This window comes from Levilactobacillus spicheri DSM 15429, from assembly GCF_001435095.1.
In the GTDB taxonomy this organism is placed as follows: Bacteria; Bacillota; Bacilli; order Lactobacillales; family Lactobacillaceae; genus Levilactobacillus; species Levilactobacillus spicheri.
In genome coordinates this window covers 149,109-170,846 of sequence record NZ_AZFC01000035.1, presented here as the reverse complement: position 1 = coordinate 170,846, position 21,738 = coordinate 149,109, and the positions used below count along the sequence as shown (strand labels likewise).

Annotated in this window: 12 protein-coding genes and 8 tRNA genes; 19 read left to right on the top strand and 1 reads right to left on the bottom strand. The window is 52.7% G+C overall.

What is annotated here, in order from left to right; genetic code table 11:
* The first annotated feature begins 115 nt into the window (after positions 1-115).
* The 16 genes from FD37_RS09675 (at position 116) to rpoC (ending at position 16,794) form a co-directional block, all read left to right on the top strand.
* Positions 116-1,624 carry an amino acid permease gene (locus FD37_RS09675; RefSeq protein ID WP_082605170.1) on the top strand — a complete coding sequence of 503 codons (1,509 nt, stop codon included), beginning with the start codon at positions 116-118 and terminating at the stop codon, positions 1,622-1,624.
* 220 nt (positions 1,625-1,844) lie between these two features.
* A complete protein-coding gene (locus FD37_RS09670) occupies positions 1,845-2,477 on the top strand; it encodes a deoxynucleoside kinase (protein WP_045808200.1) in 633 nt (210 codons plus the stop codon).
* A gap of 283 nt (positions 2,478-2,760) precedes the next feature.
* Positions 2,761-4,032: a serine--tRNA ligase gene (gene serS / locus FD37_RS09665; protein WP_045808201.1), complete on the top strand. Its 1,272-nt coding sequence runs from the start codon at positions 2,761-2,763 to the stop codon at positions 4,030-4,032.
* Between the two features lie 295 nt (positions 4,033-4,327).
* Positions 4,328-4,400, top strand: a tRNA-Val gene (locus FD37_RS09660).
* A 39-nt stretch (positions 4,401-4,439) separates the two neighbouring features.
* A tRNA-Leu gene (locus FD37_RS09655) sits at positions 4,440-4,521 on the top strand.
* 38 nt (positions 4,522-4,559) lie between these two features.
* Positions 4,560-4,632: transfer RNA gene (locus tag FD37_RS09650), tRNA-Thr, on the top strand.
* A 25-nt stretch (positions 4,633-4,657) separates the two neighbouring features.
* A tRNA-Gly gene (locus tag FD37_RS09645) sits at positions 4,658-4,729 on the top strand.
* Positions 4,730-4,741: 12 nt separating this feature from the next.
* A tRNA-Leu gene (locus FD37_RS09640) sits at positions 4,742-4,827 on the top strand.
* Between the two features lie 20 nt (positions 4,828-4,847).
* Positions 4,848-4,921, top strand: a tRNA-Arg gene (locus FD37_RS09635).
* A gap of 34 nt (positions 4,922-4,955) precedes the next feature.
* Positions 4,956-5,029, top strand: a tRNA-Pro gene (locus FD37_RS09630).
* A gap of 47 nt (positions 5,030-5,076) precedes the next feature.
* Positions 5,077-5,150: transfer RNA gene (locus FD37_RS09625), tRNA-Pro, on the top strand.
* Positions 5,151-5,558: 408 nt separating this feature from the next.
* Positions 5,559-6,026, top strand: a complete 468-nt coding sequence (locus tag FD37_RS09620; protein WP_045808202.1) for a CtsR family transcriptional regulator — start codon at positions 5,559-5,561, stop codon at positions 6,024-6,026.
* A 17-nt stretch (positions 6,027-6,043) separates the two neighbouring features.
* Positions 6,044-8,527 carry an ATP-dependent Clp protease ATP-binding subunit gene (locus FD37_RS09615; protein ID WP_045808203.1) on the top strand — a complete coding sequence of 828 codons (2,484 nt, stop codon included), beginning with the start codon at positions 6,044-6,046 and terminating at the stop codon, positions 8,525-8,527.
* Between the two features lie 133 nt (positions 8,528-8,660).
* Positions 8,661-9,266 carry a TetR/AcrR family transcriptional regulator gene (locus FD37_RS09610; protein ID WP_045808204.1) on the top strand — a complete coding sequence of 202 codons (606 nt, stop codon included), beginning with the start codon at positions 8,661-8,663 and terminating at the stop codon, positions 9,264-9,266.
* A 235-nt stretch (positions 9,267-9,501) separates the two neighbouring features.
* Positions 9,502-13,125 (top strand): DNA-directed RNA polymerase subunit beta, encoded by a 3,624-nt coding sequence (gene rpoB, locus FD37_RS09605; protein WP_045808358.1) that lies wholly within the window; start codon positions 9,502-9,504, stop codon positions 13,123-13,125.
* Between the two features lie 21 nt (positions 13,126-13,146).
* Positions 13,147-16,794, top strand: a complete 3,648-nt coding sequence (gene rpoC / locus FD37_RS09600; RefSeq protein ID WP_045808205.1) for a DNA-directed RNA polymerase subunit beta' — start codon at positions 13,147-13,149, stop codon at positions 16,792-16,794.
* Between the two features lie 92 nt (positions 16,795-16,886).
* Here rpoC and FD37_RS09595 read toward each other — a convergent pair whose 3' ends face one another.
* Positions 16,887-17,543, bottom strand: coding sequence for a prepilin peptidase (locus tag FD37_RS09595; RefSeq protein ID WP_056964993.1), 657 nt, complete (start codon positions 17,541-17,543; stop codon positions 16,887-16,889).
* A gap of 277 nt (positions 17,544-17,820) precedes the next feature.
* Here FD37_RS09595 and rpsL point away from each other — a divergent pair, with 277 nt between their 5' ends.
* From rpsL to fusA, 3 genes are all read left to right on the top strand, one after another.
* Complete coding sequence (rpsL, locus tag FD37_RS09590) at positions 17,821-18,234, top strand: 30S ribosomal protein S12 (protein ID WP_024746864.1); 414 nt, start codon at positions 17,821-17,823, stop codon at positions 18,232-18,234.
* Positions 18,235-18,309: 75 nt separating this feature from the next.
* Positions 18,310-18,780: a 30S ribosomal protein S7 gene (gene rpsG / locus FD37_RS09585; protein WP_024746865.1), complete on the top strand. Its 471-nt coding sequence runs from the start codon at positions 18,310-18,312 to the stop codon at positions 18,778-18,780.
* Positions 18,781-18,968: 188 nt separating this feature from the next.
* Positions 18,969-21,068 carry an elongation factor G gene (gene fusA, locus FD37_RS09580; protein ID WP_045808359.1) on the top strand — a complete coding sequence of 700 codons (2,100 nt, stop codon included), beginning with the start codon at positions 18,969-18,971 and terminating at the stop codon, positions 21,066-21,068.
* Positions 21,069-21,738 lie beyond the last annotated feature (670 nt).

Below are 21,738 nucleotides of genomic sequence, written 5' to 3'. Positions count from 1 at the left end.
ACTTGGATCTAAAACTTCCAGGGCACTCTCGCAAAGCGATTTGCGTGAGTGCCCTTTTTTAGTACCCCTAGTCGTTTCGAGAAGGTCCTTCTATCAACAGAAGGAGGAATTTTTTATGGAACAGAGCATGACAAACGCAACAACGAGTAAGGCCGCGAACGATACCGTTAAGCGTGGCCTGAAGACGCGGCACGTTTCAATGATCGCGTTAGGGGGATGTATTGGAACCGGGTTATTCGTCGCCAGTGGGTCGGCGATTTCGACGGCCGGGCCTGGTGGGGCGTTAGTCGCTTATATCGGCATGGGGCTGATGGTGTACTTCCTGATGACCAGTCTGGGAGAAATGGCCACCAACATGCCAATCTCCGGGTCATTCGCCGCGTACTCCGCGAAGTACGTGGACCCCGCATTAGGGTTCGCGATGGGCTGGAACTATTGGTTTAACTGGGCCATTACCGTGGCCGTCGACATTTCGACCGCTGCTTTGGTCATGAAGTTTTGGCTTCCCGGGGTGCCCGGTTGGATCTGGAGCCTGATTGCCTTACTCTTGATTGTGACGATTAACGCCTTTTCCGTCCAGGCTTTCGGGGAGACCGAATTCTGGATGTCACTGATCAAGGTCGTCACCATCTTCGTCTTCTTGGCCGTCGGGTTATTGACCATCGTCGGCATCATGGGCGGCAAGGGTCCCGGCCTCAGCAACTTTACCTACAAGCAAGCACCCTTTGTGGGTGGCTTCCCAGCCATTCTGAGTGTGTTCGTGGTCGCCGGGTTCTCGTTCCAAGGAACGGAGCTGGTCGGGATTACCGCCGGTGAATCGGAAGATCCATCGCACAGTGTTCCTAAGGCCATCAAGGAAGTCTTCTGGCGAATCATTTTATTCTACATTTTAGCTATCTTTGTTATCGCCGCTATCTTGCCTTACACCAGCAAGGACTTGCTGGGTTCTTCCGCGAGTGACGTGGCCATCAGTCCCTTCACGCTGGTCTTCCGGCGGGCCGGGTTGGCCGCTGCCGCCAGTGTCATGAACGCCGTTATCCTGACGTCCGTTATCTCCGCTGCCAACTCTGGGATGTACGCGTCGACGCGGATGCTGTACTCCCTGGCCAAGGAAGGGTACGCACCACACTTCTTGGAACGGACCGGTAAGAACGGGATTCCGTACTTCTCATTGATTGCCACGACCATCGTGGCAGCGTTGACCTTCGTCAGCAGCATTGCCGGCCCACAGATCTACATGTGGTTAGTGGCCGCTAGTGGGTTGACCGGGTTCATCGCCTGGGTCGGAATTGCCCTGTCACACTTCCGGTTCCGTCGCGCCTTCATCAAGCAAGGACACCAGTTGTCCGAACTGAAGTATCACGCAAAGTGGTTCCCAATTGGGCCGCTGCTGGCGTTGATCTTGTGTATCGCCGTAATCATCGGGCAAGACCCACAGTCCCTCTTCACGGGGAACTGGGAACAAGTGCTGGTCACTTACATGAGTGTGCCACTGGTCTTGGTCCTGTACTTCGGTTACAAGCTGAAGAAGCACACGAAGCTGATTCCGCTGGACAAGGTGGATGTCTCACCAGTCCACAAGGATGGGACGTTGAAGGACGACGCCGCTGCCGAAAAGAACTAAGTGAAATTTTTTAAAAGAACTTGAAGAGTGACCGGTGGGGTCGAAGCCTAGCCGGTCACTCTTTGTGTCCCCCGGACCCACCAGTTGAGGTGAAATGATGGGGTGAAAAGTCGCTACGACATATTGTCTTTTACCCAGCAGGTTGGTACAATATGTGGTGTTGTTTTTGACGGGGTGCCACGGGGCATCCCGATTGGGAAAGAATTAAAGGAGAGATCGCATGCTTGTATTATCGGGTACTATCGGGGCTGGCAAAACGAGCCTAACGAGTTTATTGGCTGAACATTTACACAAACCAGCGTATTATGAATCGGTGGATGATAACAAAATCCTGCCGTTATTCTACAAGGATCCCCAGAAGTATGCGTTCCTATTACAAATTTACTTTTTAAACAAGCGCCTCGACAGCATCAAGGCGGCCAACGCGGACGATGAGAGTGTCATGGACCGGTCGATTTTCGAAGACTCCCTGCTCTTTCACTTGAACGCTGACCTGGGTCGGGCGACTAATACGGAAGTGGACATCTACGATTCCTTGCTGCAAAATATGATGCAGGAGTTGCCAGAGGCCACCTACAAGAAGAACCCGGACCTGTTGATCCACATCAACATCTCCTTCGAGACCATGTTGGAACGGATCAAGAAACGGGGCCGGTCGTACGAGCAGATTGCCAACGACCCGAGCCTCTACGATTACTACCAACAGCTCGACCAGCGGTACACCGACTGGTACGCCCACTACGACAAGTCACCGAAGATGCAGATCAACGGGGATGAGTTGGACTTTGTGGAAGACCCTGCGGCGCGCCAACAGGTCTTACAATTAATTGATGAAAAAATCGCGACGCTCTAGTATTGCGGCGCCGGCGGAAATGCGGTATGATGATGGCAACTTATTAAACACGTGTGCCTATCAAGTAGATGGTCAGAGAAGTGGGGCAAGCTGCGAACCACGACATCGAACATTCCAGCACAAGAATAGTGGGCAGGTAATGCTGCACGGTGCAAACCGTTATCATGTTCAAGGGTATCGTTGGGTCAGCCAACGGTGAACTTGGGTGGTACCGCGAAGGTCTTCGTCCCATGTGACGGAGGCCTTTTTTGGTCTCACCGACTAAGAGAAGGGAGCAACAACTATGTTAGATTTGAAATTGATTCGCCAAGAACCGGACTTCGTGAAGGAAAAACTGGCTACTCGGGGCGTTGATCCCCAAGACATCGACGACCTGTTGGCCTTAGACGCCAAGCGGCGGGACCTGATCGTGAAGAGCGAGACCATGAAGGCCCAACGCAACACTGTGTCCGACGAAATTTCTCAATTGAAGCGCAACAAGCAGGATGCGGACGACAAGATCAAGGAGATGCGGCAGGTCAGTGCCGACATCAAGACCGTGGATGCCGACCTCGACACGTTAAAGGCCCAGGTCCACGATGCGGCGGCCCACTTACCGAACATTCCGAACGACAACGTGCCGGTCGGCCTGACGGAAGACGGCAGTGTTGAACTGCGGAAGTGGGGCGAAAAGCCGAACCTGGACTTCACGCCGAAGCCACACTGGCAAATTGGGGAAGACCTGGGCATCCTGGACTTCGAACGGGGAGCCAAGGTCTCTGGTAGCCGGTACGTGTACTACCTAGGCTTAGGGGCACGGTTGGAACGCGCCGTCTATAACTTCTTCTTGGACCAAAACACGGCCGCAGGCTTCAAGGAAGTCTTACCACCGTACATCGTGAACGATGACTCGATGTACGGAACGGGCCAATTCCCGAAGTTCAAGCAAGACGTTTACCAATTAAAGAACGAAGAAATGACCCTGATCCCAACGGCCGAGGTTCCATTGGTCAACTACTACCGGGACAACGTGATCCCAGAAGAGGATCTGCCAGTCTGGTTCACCGCCTTGACGCCTGCCTTCCGGTCCGAAGCCGGGAGTGCCGGCCGGGACACCCGGGGGTTGATCCGGTTGCACCAGTTCAACAAGGTCGAAATGGTGAAGTTCTGTAAGCCAGAAGATTCCTGGAACGAACTGGAATCCCTCACTAAGCACGCTGAGGACCTCTTACAGAAGCTGGGACTGGCTTACCACGTGATTACGTTAACGACCAGTGACATGAGCTTTACGGCGGCGATGACGCATGATCTGGAGGTCTGGTTCCCCGAACAAGACACGTACCGGGAAATCTCCAGCTGCTCGAACACCACGGACTTCCAAGCACGGCGGGCCCACATTCAATACCGGGACGATAACGGCAAGTTACAGTACGTCCACGCGCTGAACGGTTCCGGATTAGCCGTTGGCCGGACGGTGGCCGCTATTTTGGAAAATTATCAAAACGCGGACGGCTCCGTCACGGTTCCCGAAGTGCTGGTTCCGTACATGGGTGGCGTCACGAAGATCACCAAGTAGAAATTAGCATTGCGATTCTCAAGGGGGCTGAACCCCCGGTAAATCAAGCTTTATCCAAGTTGTCAGTCTGCGGACTGGCAATTTTTTTGCACTTTTTTCAAAAAAGTTGCGAAAAGGGGTAGCTTTTTGAAATGAATTACGATATGATTATATACGTTGTTGAGGGAGTAATTATTCAGCAAAGCGAATATTTATTCAAAAAGTTTTCAAAAAACTTCTTGACAGTTTTTCTTAGAAATGTTAAATTATAATAGTTGTTTCAAACGAGTTATCAAGTAACTTGATTGAACGATATGGAGGATTAGCTCAGTTGGGAGAGCGTCTGCCTTACAAGCAGAGGGTCACAGGTTCGAGCCCTGTATCCTCCATCGGGACTCCGGTTCCTAGTCTGAAACTGACGTCATCACGCAGGTGTGGCGGAACTGGCAGACGCGCTAGATTTAGGTTCTAGTGTCTTATGACGTGGGGGTTCGAGTCCCTTCACCTGCATTTTCAACTTAATATGCAAAATATTCTAATAATATTTTGCCGACTTAGCTCAGTTGGCAGAGCATCTCACTAGTAATGAGGAGGTCGGAGGTTCGAATCCTCTAGTCGGCATGGTTCCATTAATTCAATAGCCAATGCGGAAGTAGTTCAGTGGTAGAACATCACCTTGCCATGGTGGGGGTCGCGGGTTCGAATCCCGTCTTCCGCTTTAACATCCCTTGCCGGGGTGGCGGAATTGGCAGACGCACAGGACTTAAAATCCTGCGGTCAGTGATGACCGTACCGGTTCGATCCCGGTCCTCGGCATTTAACTTAATATTTATTATGCACCCATAGCGCAATTGGATAGAGTGTCTGACTACGAATCAGAAGGTTGTAGGTTCGACTCCTACTGGGTGCATTTTTGTTTCTCGTGATTTCATCACGGAGACTATCGGGAAGTAGCTCAGCTTGGTAGAGCACCTGGTTTGGGACCAGGGGGTCGCAGGTTCGAATCCTGTCTTCCCGATTTGACCGTTTTTAGGTCAGTGTTATATAATAGGTACAGGTTCTTATCGGGAAGTAGCTCAGCTTGGTAGAGCACCACGTTCGGGACGTGGGGGTCGCAAGTTCAAATCTTGTCTTCCCGATTTTTTAGACCCTGCAGATAGCTAAAACAAGGTCAGGTCTTGGTTTTCACCGTCATCGGTTGGAAGCTGAGGCCTTTTTTGGTATGATGAAAGACCGGGGCTTGCTGAAAGGCACTGGCGAATCGTGGGTGGTCGTAAGCCGGCGGCCGGCTCAACGGGCAGCATCGTTTGTTAACAGGCCAATGCAGCCGGCACCACCCCCAGGGAATCGAGAAGCGGGGGAAGGTTTGACGTGACGACCACCCTATAAAACTACTATTATATAGACAGGGTGGGCGTGCCGTTGCTGGCGCGCCCACGCTAACGACCAATTTCCGGTCAAAAAGGCGAATAAATTGCATTTTCGCTGGAAGTTCGTATAATATTAGTCAACATTAGTCAAGAAAACTGCGCAAAGGGGTGACGATAATGGAGAACCAAAATATTTCGGATATTATTGAAGCTTACCTCAAGCAGATTCTGGCTGACTCCCAGGAGGTTGAGATTCGCCGCTCGGAGATTGCCGACCAGTTCAACGTGGTCCCGTCGCAGATCAATTACGTCATCAAGACGCGGTTTACGATTCAAGACGGCTACGTGGTACGCAGTAAGCGCGGCGGTGGTGGCTATATCCGGATCGAAAAGGTGAAGTTACTGGATAACCTTGATTTCATCGATTCGCTGGTCACGGCGGTGGGCGACCATATTACCCGGCACGACGGTCTGGCCATCGTCCGCAGCCTGTTTGAGGCGGGGTCCATTAACCGCCGGGAAGCCAACATCATGTTGGCGGCAATCGATAAGAGTGCCATTAATACCGGCGACCGGGACCTGGATCAGCAGATTCGCGCCCAGGTGTTAATTTCCATCCTGGATCATTTACGTTACGAGAGTTAAGAAAGTGAGGAGTTGCAATGGATAACCTATTTACGCCAAGTGCCAAGAGTGTTTTAGTCTTAGCACAGGAACAGGCAAAGTATTTTAAGCATCAAGCGGTGGGGACAGAACACCTGCTGCTGGCCCTCACCATTGAAAAGAACGGGATTGCCAATAAAGTCTTACAACAGTTCTCCGTCACGGACGACGACGTGCGGGAGGAGATCGAACGCTTCACGGGGTACGGCACCCTGGACAACACGAGTCAGGACACCTACCTGCCATATTCGCCCAAAGCCAAGGCCATGCTGGCCATTGCGGGCGACGAGGCCAAGCGCTTAGGCGCCACGAAGATTGGGACGGAGCACCTGTTACTGGCCCTGTTAAGCGACGAGACGATCCTGTCATCCCGCATTTTGAAGAATTTAAACGTTGATTTGAACAGTGCGCGCAAAGTGGTTCTGCGGAAGTTAGGCATCGCGGATACGCCGAAGCGGCGCGGAGACGCTCGTAACCGCCGCAACGCGCCTCAAGGCGGGACACCGACCCTGGATTCGTTAGCCCGGGATCTGACCCAGGCGGCGAAGGACGGCAAGATGGATCCAACGGTGGGCCGCGATAAGGAAGTCAAGCGGGTCATCCAGATTTTGAGTCGGCGGACCAAGAACAACCCCGTTTTGATCGGGGAACCCGGTGTCGGGAAGACCGCCATCGCGGAAGGCCTGGCTCAACGGATCATTGCCGGGGACGTGCCGGAAGACATGCAACAGAAGCGCCTGATGATGCTCGACATGGGCTCGTTAGTCGCTGGCACCAAGTACCGGGGTGAATTCGAAGACCGGCTGAAGAAGGTCATCGAAGAAATCTACAACGACGGGCACGTGATCCTCTTTATCGACGAACTGCACACCTTGATCGGTGCCGGTGGGGCCGAAGGGGCGATCGATGCGTCGAACATCTTGAAGCCCGCCCTGGCACGGGGAGAACTCCAAACCATCGGGGCCACCACGTTGGACGAGTACCAAAAGTACATTGAATCCGATGCGGCGCTCGAACGACGGTTTGCGACCGTTCAGGTGGACGAACCGACGAGTGACGAAGCCCTCCAGATTCTTCAGGGCTTACGGCCACGGTATGAGGACCACCATCACGTGAACATCACCGATGAGGCGCTGGAACAGGCCGTGAAGCTCTCCGTGCGCTACATCAGTGACCGGTTCCTGCCGGATAAGGCCATCGACCTGATGGATGAAGCGTCCGCCATGGTGCGCATCGACCAGATGGACAAGCCGACGGCGGCTTCCAAGCAGGATAAGGAATTAGCCCAATTGGCTGCCGATAAGGACGCCGCCATCGAGCAACAGGACTTCGAAAAGGCCGCCCAACTGCGGACCCAAGAGATCCAATTGCGCGATAAGGTTGCGGCCCGCAAGGCCAAGGCAGCGGCTAAACCGGACGACCACCACTACACGACGGACGTCACGGGTGAAGACGTGGCCAAGGTCGTGGCCGAGTGGACCGGGGTACCGTTGACCCAGCTGAAGCAGACCGATGCGGATCGGCTCGTGAACTTAGAAAAGATCCTGCACCAACGGGTCATTGGCCAAGAAGAGGCCGTTTCCGCGGTGTCACGGGCGATTCGGCGGGCGCGTTCCGGTTTGAAGGATCCTAACCGGCCGATCGGGTCATTCATGTTCCTGGGCCCAACCGGGGTCGGGAAGACCGAGTTAGCGAAGGCCCTCGCCAACGCAATGTTTGGTTCCGAAGACAACATGATTCGGGTCGACATGAGCGAGTACATGGAAAAGTACTCCACCAGTCGGTTGATTGGTTCGGCGCCCGGGTACGTCGGTTACGACGAAGGGGGTCAGCTGACCGAAAAGGTGCGGCAAAAGCCATACTCCGTGGTGCTCTTTGATGAAGTGGAAAAGGCGCACCCCGATGTCTTCAACCTCCTATTGCAGGTCTTAGACGACGGATACCTGACGGACTCGAAGGGGCGGAAGGTCGACTTCCGCAACACCATCCTGATCATGACGTCCAACCTGGGAGCCACGAAGCTGCGGGACGAAAAGACCGTTGGGTTCGGGGCCGAGGACATGGCCAACGATTACCGGGCGATGGCGGATACCATCCGGCAGACCCTGAAGCAATCGTTCCGGCCAGAGTTCTTGAACCGAATCGATGAGACGGTGATCTTCCACGCACTGAAGAAGCCAGAACTTCACCAAATCGTGAAGTTAATGGCCCAAAAGATCGTGAAGCGCGTCGCGGACCAAGACATTAAGTTGAAGTTCACGCCGGCCGCCATCGATGCGGTTGCCAAGGATGGGTATGATCCCGAGTACGGTGCCCGGCCACTCCGGCGGGCCCTGCAAACGCAGGTGGAAGACCAGTTGAGCGAGGCCATGCTGTCGGGTGAGGTCAAGACCCACGACCAGGTGACCATTGGGGCCACCCGGGGGAAGATCACAATCAACGTGAAACCCCTGGCGACACCGAAACCCGTTACGAACCAATAAAAAGTGCTTGAAAGACTCATGAAAATGACGTCGCAATCCCGGCTGACCGGGGTTGCGGCGTCGTTTTGCGTTGAGTCACCCCACAAACTGTGGTACACTGACAACAGTTTTTAATAGGAAGGGAACGGACAGGATGAAGAGAAAAGAACAGCTGACCCATACGCATACGGCGATCTTGGCGGCCGCTCGGAAGGCCTTTCTCACGCAGGGGTACCAAGCGACCTCGACGCGCGAGATTGCCCGGGAGGTCGGCATTACGCAACCAGCGTTGTATCATCACTTTAGTGATAAGGAGGCCATCTTCTTAGCTGTTGTGAACGAAGTGGGGCAGGAGGCCAAGACCGGGATGGAACAGGTCATTGCCCAGGTGCGGGCCGGCGAACAGACCGACGGGGTCGAGGCGTTGGCCGCGATGACGGAGGTTCTGTTGAAGGTCCATCCGCGCGACGTCTTCACCGTTCTGCACGGCAGCTTTCGGTTCCTCCAGCCGGATAACCAGGGGCAGTTGGGCCGACTCTTCATGGCCGATTACCTGCAGCCGCTCCAGGCGTTCTTTACGCTGGACGTGGTGACCCTGCAGCCGGGGATGAACGCTCAGGAGGCTGCGAACTTCTATCTCACCAGTCTGAGTCCGCTCTTTAACAACTTCCACCATGTAGGACCGGCGGATGCGTCCCCGCACCAACAGGTCGTGACGCTCCTCCGCCTGATTCTTTTTGGAATTGCCGTCAAAAAATAAGCGTCATTCATTGACAAGTTAGATGGTTTTTAGTACTATATCATTTGTATGCAACTGTGAACTGAAATTGGAAGGGCCGATCTATTGTCCGGCGCCATCCATTATAAGAAGCCAAAAGCAAATATTGATTTGTTTTTGGATTTTTTTTGCCAAAAAACCAAGAAAAAACGCATTTGTAATCTAAATGTAATATTTGGTTTGGCCGGTCACAGAATAAATAGGAGAGGTGAACAACTTGGCAGGACACTTAGTGAAATACGGGAAACACCGTACACGTCGCAGCTATTCACGGATCAAGGAAGTTTTAGACTTACCAAACTTGATCGAGATTCAAACCAATTCCTATAATTGGTTCCTCGATGAAGGGTTACGTGATATGTTCGATGACATCATGCCAATCGAGGATTTTCAAGGAAACCTTTCGTTAGAGTTTGTTGATTATCAATTACTAGAACCAAAGTACACGGTGGACGAAGCGCGGGAACATGACGCGAACTACTCAGCACCGTTGCACGTCACCTTACGGCTAACGAACCACGAGACGGGCGAAATCAAGTCACAAGATGTCTTCTTCGGCGACTTCCCATTAATGACGCACCAAGGGACGTTCATTATCAATGGGGCTGAACGGGTTATTGTTTCCCAATTAGTTCGTTCGCCAGGGGTTTACTTCAATGAAGATACCGATAAGAACGGCCGGACCATCTTTGGTGCCACGGTCATTCCTAACCGGGGTGCTTGGTTGGAATTCGAAACCGACGCGAAGAACATTTCCTACGTGCGGATCGACCGGACGCGGAAGATTCCAATGACCGAGTTAGTGCGGGCCTTAGGGTTCGGTTCTGACGATGAGATCTTGGACATCTTGGGCGACAACGAAAGCCTGATGGCGACGTTGGAAAAGGACATCCACAAGAACACCGACGACTCACGGGTCGAGGAATCCTTGAAGGATATCTACGAACGCTTGCGGCCAGGTGAACCGAAGACGGCCGACTCTTCACGGAGTCTGTTGACGGCGCGGTTCTTTGACCCGAAGCGTTACGACATGGCCCCCGTTGGCCGTTACAAGACCAACAAGAAGCTGAGCTTAAAGACCCGTCTGTTGGGCCTGACCTTGGCCGAGACGCTGGCTGATCCGGATACCGGTGAAGTCATCGTTCAAAAGGGCACGACGGTGGACAAGGACGTCATGAAGAACCTGGCGCCTTACCTGGATCGTGACGACTTCAAGATGGTCACTTTCCAACCATCCGACGAAGCGGTTGTTACGGAACCGCTGAAATTACAAATCATTAAGGTCCAATCACCGGATGACCCCGAACAAGAAGTTCCCGTTATCGGAAACGGCAACATCGACCTGAAGTTGAAGCACATTCGTCCAGCCGACATCATCGCTTCGATGAACTACTTCTTCGACCTGCAGATCGGTATCGGGAACACCGATGACATCGACCACTTGGGGAACCGGCGGATTCGTTCCGTTGGGGAACTGTTGCAGAACCAATTCCGGATCGGGTTATCCCGGATGGAACGGGTTGTGCGGGAACGGATGTCCATTCAGGATGCTGCGACGGTGACGCCACAACAACTGATCAACATTCGGCCAGTGGTTGCTTCCATCAAGGAATTCTTTGGATCATCACAACTGTCACAATTCATGGACCAAACCAACCCATTGGGCGAATTAACGCATAAGCGTCGTTTGTCCGCCTTGGGACCTGGTGGGTTGACGCGTGACCGGGCCGGTTATGAAGTCCGGGACGTGCACTACACCCACTATGGTCGGATGTGCCCGATTGAAACGCCTGAAGGCCCGAACATTGGACTGATCAACAGTCTGTCCAGTTACGCCCGGGTCAACAAGTACGGGTTCATCGAAACGCCTTACCGGCGGGTTTCATGGGGCACGCACAAGGTAACCGACAAGATCGACTACCTGACGGCCGACGAAGAAGATAACTACGTGGTCGCACAAGCCAACACGCCGTTGAACGATGACGGGTCCTTTGCGACCGACACCATCATGGCGCGGGCGAAGTCCGAAAACATCGAAACCACGGCTGACCGCATCGACTACATGGACGTTTCGCCTAAGCAAGTTGTTGCCGTGGCCACGGCCTGCATTCCTTTCTTGGAAAACGATGACTCCAACCGGGCGCTGATGGGGGCCAACATGCAACGGCAAGCTGTGCCATTGCTGAACCCACACGCACCATTAGTCGGAACTGGGATCGAATACAAGGCTGCCCATGACTCTGGGGTCGCCTTGATCAGTGAACACGATGGGACCGTTGAATACGTGGATGCGCGTGAGATTCGCGTTCGGCGTGACGACGGTGCCTTGGACACTTACAAATTAATGAAGTTCCGCCGGTCAAACGGTGGTAAGAACTACAACCAACGGCCAATCGTAAAGGTCGGCGACCACGTCGATAACGACGAAGTCATTGCCGATGGGCCTTCCATGGAAAATGGGGAATTAGCCTTAGGGCAAAACCCATTGGTTGCCTTCATGACTTGGCAAGGGTACAACTTCGAAGATGCCATCGCAATCAACGAACGGTTGGTACGCGATGACGTTTACACGTCCATTCATATTGAAGAGTATGAATCCGAAGCCCGGGACACCAAGCTCGGACCGGAAGAAATGACGCGTGAAATCCCTAACGTGGGTGAAGACGCCTTGAAGAACTTGGACGAAGACGGGATTATCCGTGTCGGTGCCGAAGTTCAAGACGGCGACATCTTGGTTGGGAAGGTGACGCCGAAGGGTGTGACCGAGTTGTCCGCCGAAGAACGGCTGTTACACGCCATCTTTGGTGAAAAGGCGCGTGAAGTTCGGGATACGTCACTCAAGGTTCCTCATGGTGGTGGCGGAATTATCCAGGACGTGAAGATCTTTACCCGTGAAAACGGGGATGAACTCTCGCCAGGTGTCAACATGATGGTCCGGGTCTACATCGCGCAAAAGCGGAAGATCCAAGTTGGGGACAAGATGTCCGGTCGTCACGGGAACAAAGGGACGGTCTCCGTCGTAGTTCCTCAAGAAGACATGCCGTACATGCCTGACGGAACGCCAATCGACATCATGCTGAGTCCCATGGGTGTGCCTTCCCGGATGAACATCGGGCAAGTGCTCGAATTGCATTTAGGGATGGCTGCTCGGAAGTTGGGCATCCACGTGGCAACGCCGGTCTTTGATGGGGCCCAAGATTCTGATATCTGGGACGCTGTTAAGGAAGCCGGCATGGCCTCCGATGCCAAGACCGTCCTTTACGATGGTCGGACTGGTGAGCCATTCGACAAGCGAATCGCCGTTGGGGTCATGAACTACCTGAAGTTGGCCCACATGGTCGACGACAAGATGCACGCCCGTTCCATCGGACCTTACTCCTTGGTTACGCAACAACCACTTGGTGGGAAAGCGCAATTTGGGGGCCAACGGTTTGGTGAAATGGAAGTTTGGGCCTTGGAAGCCTACGGGGCAGCCTACACGCTGCAAGAAATCTTAACCTACAAGTCCGATGACGTTGTCGGCCGGGTCAAGACGTACGAAGCGATTGTCAAGGGCGATCCGATTCCAAAGCCGGGTGTTCCTGAATCCTTCCGGGTGCTGGTCAAGGAATTACAATCCTTGGGTCTGGACATGAAGGTTCTGAACGGGAACAACGAAGAAATCGAATTACGTGACATGGATGATGACGACGATGACGTTGTGAACGTTGACGCGCTGAGCAAGTACGCCCAACAACAGGAAGAACAACGTAAGGCACAGTCACAAACGACGGATGCCAAGGACGCCAAGCCGGCGCCAACCGCCAGTCATAACGAAAGTCAACCGAATACGCAAGATTAATTCATAAGGGAGGTCGCTTCTTTGGTCGATGTCAATAAGTTCGAAAGCATGCAAATCGGACTCGCCTCACCAGATAAGATCCGGAGTTGGTCCTATGGTGAAGTCAAAAAGCCAGAAACCATCAACTACCGGACGCTGAAACCAGAAAAAGACGGTCTGTTCGACGAACGCATCTTCGGTCCTACCAAGGACTGGGAATGTGCTTGTGGGAAGTACAAACGAATCCGTTACAAGGGTGTCGTTTGTGACCGTTGTGGGGTCGAAGTTACCCGTTCGAAGGTTCGCCGGGAACGGATGGGCCATATCGAATTGGCCGCACCAGTGACACATATCTGGTACTTCAAGGGGATCCCAAGTCGGATGGGCTTGGTCCTCGACATGAGTCCACGGGCGTTGGAAGAAATTATCTACTTCGCTTCCTACGTGGTCTTGGATCCAGGCGATACCGCTTTGGAACGCAAGCAATTGCTGTCCGAACGGGATTACCGGGACAAGTTAGCCGAGTATGGCTCAAAGGCCTTCAAGGCTGAAATGGGTGCCGAAGCCATCAAGAAGTTATTGATGGCCGTGGACCTGGATAAAGAAGTTAAGGAATTAAAGGAAGAATTGAAGGAAGCCACTGGCCAAAAGCGGACGCGGGCCGTTCGTCGTTTGGACATCTTGGAAGCCTTCGTCACATCGGGTAACCGTCCGGAATGGATGGTCATGGATGCGATTCCGGTGATTCCACCTGACTTGCGGCCGATGGTCCAGTTGGAAGGGGGACGTTTCGCAACGTCCGACCTGAACGACCTGTATCGACGGGTTATCAACCGGAACAGCCGGCTCAAGCGGTTGCTTGACTTAAATGCGCCAGGCATCATCGTACAAAACGAAAAGCGGATGTTACAAGAAGCCGTCGATGCTTTGATCGATAATGGGCGGCGGGGTCGTCCGGTTGCTGGTCCTGGTAACCGGCCACTGAAGTCCCTGTCACACATGTTGAAAGGGAAGCAAGGGCGGTTCCGTCAAAACTTACTGGGTAAGCGGGTCGACTACTCTGGTCGTTCCGTTATCGATGTCGGCCCTTCGTTGAAGTTCAACCAAATGGGTCTGCCAGTTCCGATGGCGCTGGAATTATTCCGGCCGTTCATCATGAAGGAATTGGTTGCCCGCGGATTGGCTTCCAACATCAAGAACGCTAAGCGCCAAATCGACCGCGAGGAAGACGACGTGTTCAACGTTCTGGAAGACGTCATCAAGGAACACCCTGTTCTGTTGAACCGGGCCCCAACGCTTCACCGGTTAGGGATTCAAGCCTTTGAACCTGTGCTGGTAAGTGGGAAGGCCATGCGGCTGCACCCACTGGCTTGTGAAGCCTACAACGCCGATTTCGATGGGGACCAAATGGCCATCCACGTGCCGTTGTCTGACGAAGCCCAAGCCGAAGCACGGTTGCTGATGTTGGCGGCTCACCATATCTTGGCCCCAGCCTCTGGGAAACCAGTGGTTGCGCCATCTCAAGATATGGTTATCGGGAACTACTACCTGACCATGGAAGAATCCGGTCGGGAAGGTGAAGGCATGATCTTCACGGACCTGAACGAAGCCACGTTGGCTTACCGGAACGGTCTGGTTCACTGGCACACGCGGGTCGGGGTCCAAGTGGCTTCCATGCCTGACAAGCCATTTACCGATGAACAACGGCACAAGATCATGGTGACGACCGTCGGGAAGTTGATTTTCAACAACATCCTGCCGAAGTCGTTCCCATACTTGAACGAACCGACCAGCACGAACTTGAACGGGTACGTCCCGGACAAGTACTTCCTGGAACCCGGTGAAGATATTCATGACTACCTGCAAAATGCCGATTTGATTGGGCCTTTCAAGAAGGGCTTCCTGTCTGACATCATTGCGGCGGTCTACCAACAGTACAAGGTGACGGCAACGTCCAAGCTGTTGGACCGGATCAAGGACTTAGGGTATGACGAATCCACCAAGTCTGGGTTGACGGTCGGAATTTCTGACATCACCGACCTGAAGGAAAAGCCAGTGATCATCGATGAGGCCCACAAGAAGGTCAAGACGGTGACGAAGCAATTCCGGCGTGGGTTGATTACCGACCACGAACGTTACGAACGGGTCATTGGTATCTGGAACGATGCCAAGGACGACATTCAAAACGCCTTGATTCACAGTTTCGAGCAACAGAACCCAATCTTTATGATGAGTGATTCTGGTGCCCGGGGGAACATTTCTAACTTTACGCAATTAGCCGGGATGCGTGGTCTGATGGCCGCTCCTAACGGTGAAATCATGGAACTGCCGATCACGTCTAACTTCCGTGAAGGGCTGACTGTGATGGAAATGTTCATTTCGACCCACGGTGCTCGTAAAGGGATGACCGATACGGCCCTGAAGACTGCCAACTCAGGTTACCTGACGCGGCGGTTGGTCGATGTTGCGCAAGACGTTATCATTCGGGAAAAGGATTGTGGGACCGACCGTGGCCTGAAGATTCGGGCCATCACGGACGGGAACGAAATGATCGAACCGCTGTACGACCGGATTCTGGGTCGTTACACGCAAAAGTCGGTCATGGATCCAAAGACCGGTGAAGTCATCGTGCCACGGAACCAGATGATCGTGGAAGACACGGCTCAAAAGATCGTGGATGCAGGTGTTCAAGAAGTCACCATTCGGTCGGCCTTCACTTGCAACACGGAACACGGGGTTTGCGAACACTGTTACGGTCGAAACATGGCGACTGGGGACGAAGTTGAAGTTGGGGAAGCTGTCGGAACGGTTGCCGCTCAATCAATCGGTGAACCAGGGACGCAGCTGACCATGCGGAACTTCCATACCGGTGGTGTTGCCGGGAACGAAGATATCACCCAAGGGCTTCCCCGGGTTCAAGAATTATTTGAATCTCGGAACCCTAAAGGTAAAGCGGAGATTACTGAAGTTACGGGGACTGTGGAATCTATTGAGGAAAACCCAGCCGAACGGACCAAGGAAATCACCATTAAGGGTGAAGCTGATACGCGGAGCTACACGTTGCCAATCACGGCTCGGATGCGGGTTACCGAAGGGGACTTCATTCACCGTGGGGCTGCGTTGAACTACGGGTCTGTGGATCCAAAGGAACTCTTGCGGGTGCGGGATGTCCTGTCGACTGAAACCTACATTTTAGGTGAAGTTCAACGGGTTTACCGGATGCAAGGTGTGGCCATCAGTGATAAGCACGTGGAAATCATGGTTCGTCAGATGTTACGGAAGGTCCGGATCATGGACCCAGGTGACACGGACGTCTTGCCAGGAACCTTGATGGACATCCAAGACTTCCGCCGTGCTAACTACCAGACGTTGATTTCTGGTGGCATCGCTGCGACGGCCCGTCCGGTGATCCTCGGGATTACCAAGGCGGCTTTGGAAACCAACAGTTTCTTATCCGCCGCTTCCTTCCAAGAAACGACACGGGTTCTGACCGACGCGGCTATCCGCGGCAAGAACGACCCGTTAGTTGGTCTGAAGGAAAATGTTATCATCGGGAAGATTATTCCTGCCGGAACTGGGATGCCAGATTACCGGCAAATCAAACCAAAGGAAGTCGGCAGTGCTTCGACCGAGGGCGTTTACTCAATCAGCGACCTCGAAAAGCAGATGCAAGAAGACTCCCAAGCTTAAAGCCAGTCATTGACTTGAGCACACAAAAACAGGTTCGCCTTGCGGGGCGGACCTGTTTTTTGCATGGTCCCAAAACGTCAATGCTACGTGTGCTAGGGCCACAGCCACCACCAGACAGCACTGGCCGTGAGGTAGGGGATAAACGCGATGCGGCCGGGCAACGCCGAATGCCGGGTGAGGAGGAGTGCCCCGGTGCAAGCCGTCAATAACCAAGTGGCGCTGGCGGTCAGTGAGTGACCGAGTCCGTAACACAACATCACCTCCAGGTCACCGTCGCCGATGAGGGGGCGGGGCCAGCGGGGCCAACACCAGCGGACCACGAGTAACAAGGAACTGATGAGGAGCACGAGCAGCATCGAATGTCCCCAGCTGGTCAAGAGCAGACTCACCAGGCTGATCCAACCGGGGAAGGTCTGGGTGGTGTGGTCGCACAACGCTGCCAGCAACCAGAGCGTTAATTCGAGGTAGGTGAGGCCGCTGGGCCAGTCGTAGACGTGCGTGGCCAGGAGCCCCACGCCGACTTCCATGGCGAGCGTGACCGGTGGAATCGAGGTGTGGCAGGTCAGACACCGGCCGCGCAGACACAGGTAACTGAGGACCGGCACCAGCTGCCAGGGGGGCAGGGGCGTCTGACAGGTGGCACAGTGGGAAGCTGGAAAGAGAAGCGATTGGTCGGTCCGGTACCGGTCGGCGGCCGCCATGAGAAAGGACCCCCAGCAGCTGCCGTAGATGAATAGAATGACTGTCATGTGTGATCACCTCAGTAGTATTTCCGTAAAACTCGGGCGGATGTTTGTGGGAGAATTTGGGAGACCGAGTTGACAGTGCGTGGTGAGCATGGTATTCTATTCAAGGTGCTTTTCGCAGACAGGTCTTTGGTACTTTACCGGACATGCTGACTGGACGGCGAGGAGGACACTTCAATTGACACCCATCTCGGTGGCTTTTTTCTTTAAGAAAAAATGAACCACCTGGATGTGTGGACTTAAAAATTCTAGAAAGCAAACAGGAAGGAGGACTAGTTAGATGCCTACTATCAACCAATTGGTGCGTAAAGGTCGTAAATCTAATAGTTCAAAATCAGATGCCCCAGCTTTAAACTACGGGTATAACAGTTTTAAGAAGGTTCAAGTTAAGAATCCAGCTCCTCAAAAGCGGGGCGTGGCGACTCGTGTTGGTACGATGACGCCAAAGAAGCCTAACTCAGCCTTACGGAAGTATGCACGTGTGCGGTTGTCCAACTTAATTGAAGTGACTGCTTACATTCCAGGAATTGGTCACAACCTGCAAGAACATAGTGTTGTGTTAATTCGTGGTGGCCGGGTAAAGGATTTACCTGGGGTTCGTTACCACATCATCCGTGGTGCGCTTGATACTGCCGGTGTGACCGACCGTCGTCAAGGCCGTTCCAAGTACGGTACTAAGAAGCCTAAGGACTAACAAGAAACGAACGAATAGCCGCACGGTTTCCGTCAGCTATTCCAGATAAGCAACTTCAAGGAGGATATTTGAACAATGCCTAGAAAAGGAAACGTACAAAAGCGTGAAGTCCTTCCTGATCCAATCTACAACTCAAAGCTGGTTACTCGTTTGATTAACCACACGATGATGGATGGGAAACGTGGAACTTCTACGAAGATCATTTATGGTGCATTTGACATCATTAAGAACGAAACCGGTAACGACCCGGTTGAAACGTTTGAAGAAGCAATGAAGAACGTTATGCCAGTATTGGAAGTTAAGGCACGCCGGGTTGGTGGGTCTAACTACCAAGTTCCTATCGAAGTTCGGCCAGACCGTCGGACCACGTTAGGTCTGCGTTGGATCGTGCAATACTCACGGTTACGTGGGGAACACACCATGGTTGAACGGCTTGCTCGTGAAATCATGGATGCTGCTAACAACACTGGTGCGGCAGTTAAGAAGCGTGAAGATACGCACCGGATGGCAGATGCCAACCGTGCCTTCGCACACTACCGCTGGTAATCAGGCAGTTTTTACACTGCTGGACCATCAGTGTGCTAAAATACTAGAGCGGAACACTGCTACAGCGTTCATGTCTCTAGTTTAAAGGAGAAATCCTTTAATTAGGGGTGGCTACTCAATCAATGTTGATGATGGTAGTCACCTTTTGTTCAATCAACGATCAAATTGAGAGGAGTTACACATTAATCATGGCTAATACTCGTGAATTTCCGCTTGAGAAGACCCGTAACATCGGTATCATGGCTCACATCGATGCCGGTAAGACGACGACTACTGAGCGTATCCTGTATTATACTGGTAAAATCCATAAGATTGGTGAAACCCATGATGGGGCTTCCCAAATGGACTGGATGGAACAAGAACAAGAACGGGGAATTACGATCACTTCTGCCGCAACGACTGCGGAATGGAAGAAGCACCGGATCAACATCATCGATACCCCAGGACACGTTGACTTCACGGTTGAAGTTGAACGTTCCTTACGGGTCTTAGATGGGGCCGTTGCCGTTCTGGATGCCCAAGCCGGTGTTGAACCTCAAACCGAAACGGTTTGGCGTCAAGCTTCCGACTTCGACGTTCCTCGTATCGTGTTCGTTAACAAGATGGATAAGTTGGGGGCCAACTTCGACTTCTCCGTTAAGTCCTTACACGAACGTCTCGACGCTAACGCGGTTGCCTTACAGATGCCTATCGGTGCTGAAGACGACTTCTCCGGTGTTGTGGACTTAATCGAAATGAAGGCTTACATCTACGACATGGATGACCTGGGTTCCAAGTGGGACACGGTTGACATTCCTGCCGACATGAAGGATGAAGCTGAAAAGCGCCATGAAGGCATCATCGAAGCCGTTGCTGACGTCGATGACGAAATCATGGAAAAGTACCTTGAAGGTGAAGAAATCTCCAAGGCCGAATTGAAGGCCGCTATCCGGCGGGCAACCTTGAAGCTGGAAATGTTCCCAGTCTTCGCAGGTTCTGCCTTCAAGGATAAGGGTGTTCAAATGTTGATGGACGCCGTTGTGGACTACTTACCATCTCCATTGGATGTTAAGCCTTACAACGCCACTGATCCTGAAACTGACGAAGCCGTTGAACTGCGGGCCGACGATGACGCCCCATTCGCTGCGTTGGCCTTTAAGGTTGCCACCGACCCATTCGTTGGTCGTTTGACTTACATCCGGGTTTACTCGGGTACCTTGGAAGCCGGTTCTTACGTGCTGAACTCCACGAAGGACAAGCGTGAACGGGTTGGTCGTTTACTGCAAATGCACTCCAATCACCGTCAAGAAATCCCAGAAGTCTTCTCCGGGGATATCGCCGGTGCCATTGGGTTGAAGAACACCACGACTGGTGACTCTTTGACGGCCACTGACCACCCACTGCACTTGGAATCCATGGACTTCCCAGATCCAGTTATCCAGGTTGCCGTAGAACCTAAGACCAAGGCTGACCAAGACAAGATGAACACCGCCTTACAAAAGCTTTCTGAAGAAGACCCAACTTTCAAGGCTGAAACCAACCCTGAAACTGGTGAAACTCTGATCGCCGGAATGGGTGAACTTCACTTGGACATCATCATTGACCGGATGAAGCGTGAATTCAAGGTTGAAGCCAACATTGGTGCACCTCAAGTTGCCTACCGTGAAGCCTTCACGAAGTCAACCAAGGTTCAAGGTAAGTTCGTTCGTCAATCCGGTGGTAAGGGTCAATATGGTGACGTATGGATCGAATTTACCCCTAACGAACGTGGGAAGGGTTACGAATTCGAAGACGCCATCGTTGGTGGGGTTGTTCCTCGTGAATTTATCCCTTCAGTTGACCAAGGGCTGCAAGAAGCCATGGCCAACGGTGTCCTTGCCGGCTACCCATTAGTTGACGTTAAGGCTAAGCTCTACGATGGTAGTTACCACGAAGTCGATTCCAGTGAAGCAGCCTTCAAGGTTGCCGCTTCCTTGGCTTTACGGAATGCCGTTAAGAGTGCCGGTCCAGTGATCTTGGAACCAATCATGAAGGTTGATATCCAAGTTCCTGAAGAATACATGGGTGATATCATGGGCCAAGTTACCGCACGTCGTGGTAAGGTCGATGGTATGGAAGCTCGTGGGAACGCACAAATGATTCACTCTTACGTTCCGTTAGCCGAAATGTTCGGCTACGCAACCACGCTGCGGTCCGCTTCTCAAGGTCGTGGGACGTTTACCATGACGTTCGACCACTACGAACCAACGCCTAAGAGTGTTCAAGCTGACATTATCAAGAAGAACGGTGGGACTCCAGTCGAAGACTAGTCGTCTAACCGATTTTCATCAAAGCAACCTACTCGCAAGAGTGGGTTGCTTTTTTTATGGGGTTGATTGGGCGTGAGCAGTCGAGGTTGCCGATCGATGCAACGGACTGCGAACGAAGGAACCCGTTTTGGGTGGGCATGAAGCACCGTTGAAAGCAAAAATGGCGCCCATGTTGTCGTGAGATTACCGGGACCACCTTGAGTCCCCTGGTGGCCGTTGGGAGTCATGATGAGGGACGCCAACGACGAAAGAAACTGCTGCGGGTCCTTCCGAAACAGAGACGCTTCAGGGCAAACCCATGGGGGACTAAGGCGGTGGCCGCTAGGGGACCGATAAATGGGGGCGACTTCTACTATTATTATGGCAGTCGTTACGCGGGGAGGTAGCGGTCCCTGTCAAGCCGCACGAGTTACTTACTAAATTAAAGTATCAAAATAATTGACAGGGGTCAGGGATTCGCGGTATTCTAATACGCGAGTTTTCAATAAGGTTTTTTATTTGATCGGCGTCAAGTTGCCGGTTCTTATTCAAGGAATTTTAAGGAATTCAGCGAAAACCCTTGTCATACGGCGTTTTATTTAGTATGATAGTTAAGTGCTGATTTTCAGGGGAGTATTTTGCTCTCCTGATGGGAGCTCAAAAGTTTAAGCGATGATGTGGGAGATTGCGA

Excerpts from the sequence above, each read along its gene's own strand:
- FD37_RS09675 (WP_082605170.1), top strand. The coding sequence starts at position 116 with ATGGAACAGAGCATGACAAACGCAACAACGAGTAAGGCCGCGAACGAT.
- FD37_RS09670 (WP_045808200.1), top strand. The coding sequence starts at position 1,845 with ATGCTTGTATTATCGGGTACTATCGGGGCTGGCAAAACGAGCCTAACG.
- serS (WP_045808201.1), top strand. The coding sequence starts at position 2,761 with ATGTTAGATTTGAAATTGATTCGCCAAGAACCGGACTTCGTGAAGGAA.
- FD37_RS09620 (WP_045808202.1), top strand. The coding sequence starts at position 5,559 with ATGGAGAACCAAAATATTTCGGATATTATTGAAGCTTACCTCAAGCAG.
- FD37_RS09615 (WP_045808203.1), top strand. The coding sequence starts at position 6,044 with ATGGATAACCTATTTACGCCAAGTGCCAAGAGTGTTTTAGTCTTAGCA.
- FD37_RS09610 (WP_045808204.1), top strand. The coding sequence starts at position 8,661 with ATGAAGAGAAAAGAACAGCTGACCCATACGCATACGGCGATCTTGGCG.
- FD37_RS09595 (WP_056964993.1), bottom strand. The coding sequence starts at position 17,543 with ATGACAGTCATTCTATTCATCTACGGCAGCTGCTGGGGGTCCTTTCTC.
- rpsL (WP_024746864.1), top strand. The coding sequence starts at position 17,821 with ATGCCTACTATCAACCAATTGGTGCGTAAAGGTCGTAAATCTAATAGT.
- rpsG (WP_024746865.1), top strand. The coding sequence starts at position 18,310 with ATGCCTAGAAAAGGAAACGTACAAAAGCGTGAAGTCCTTCCTGATCCA.
- fusA (WP_045808359.1), top strand. The coding sequence starts at position 18,969 with ATGGCTAATACTCGTGAATTTCCGCTTGAGAAGACCCGTAACATCGGT.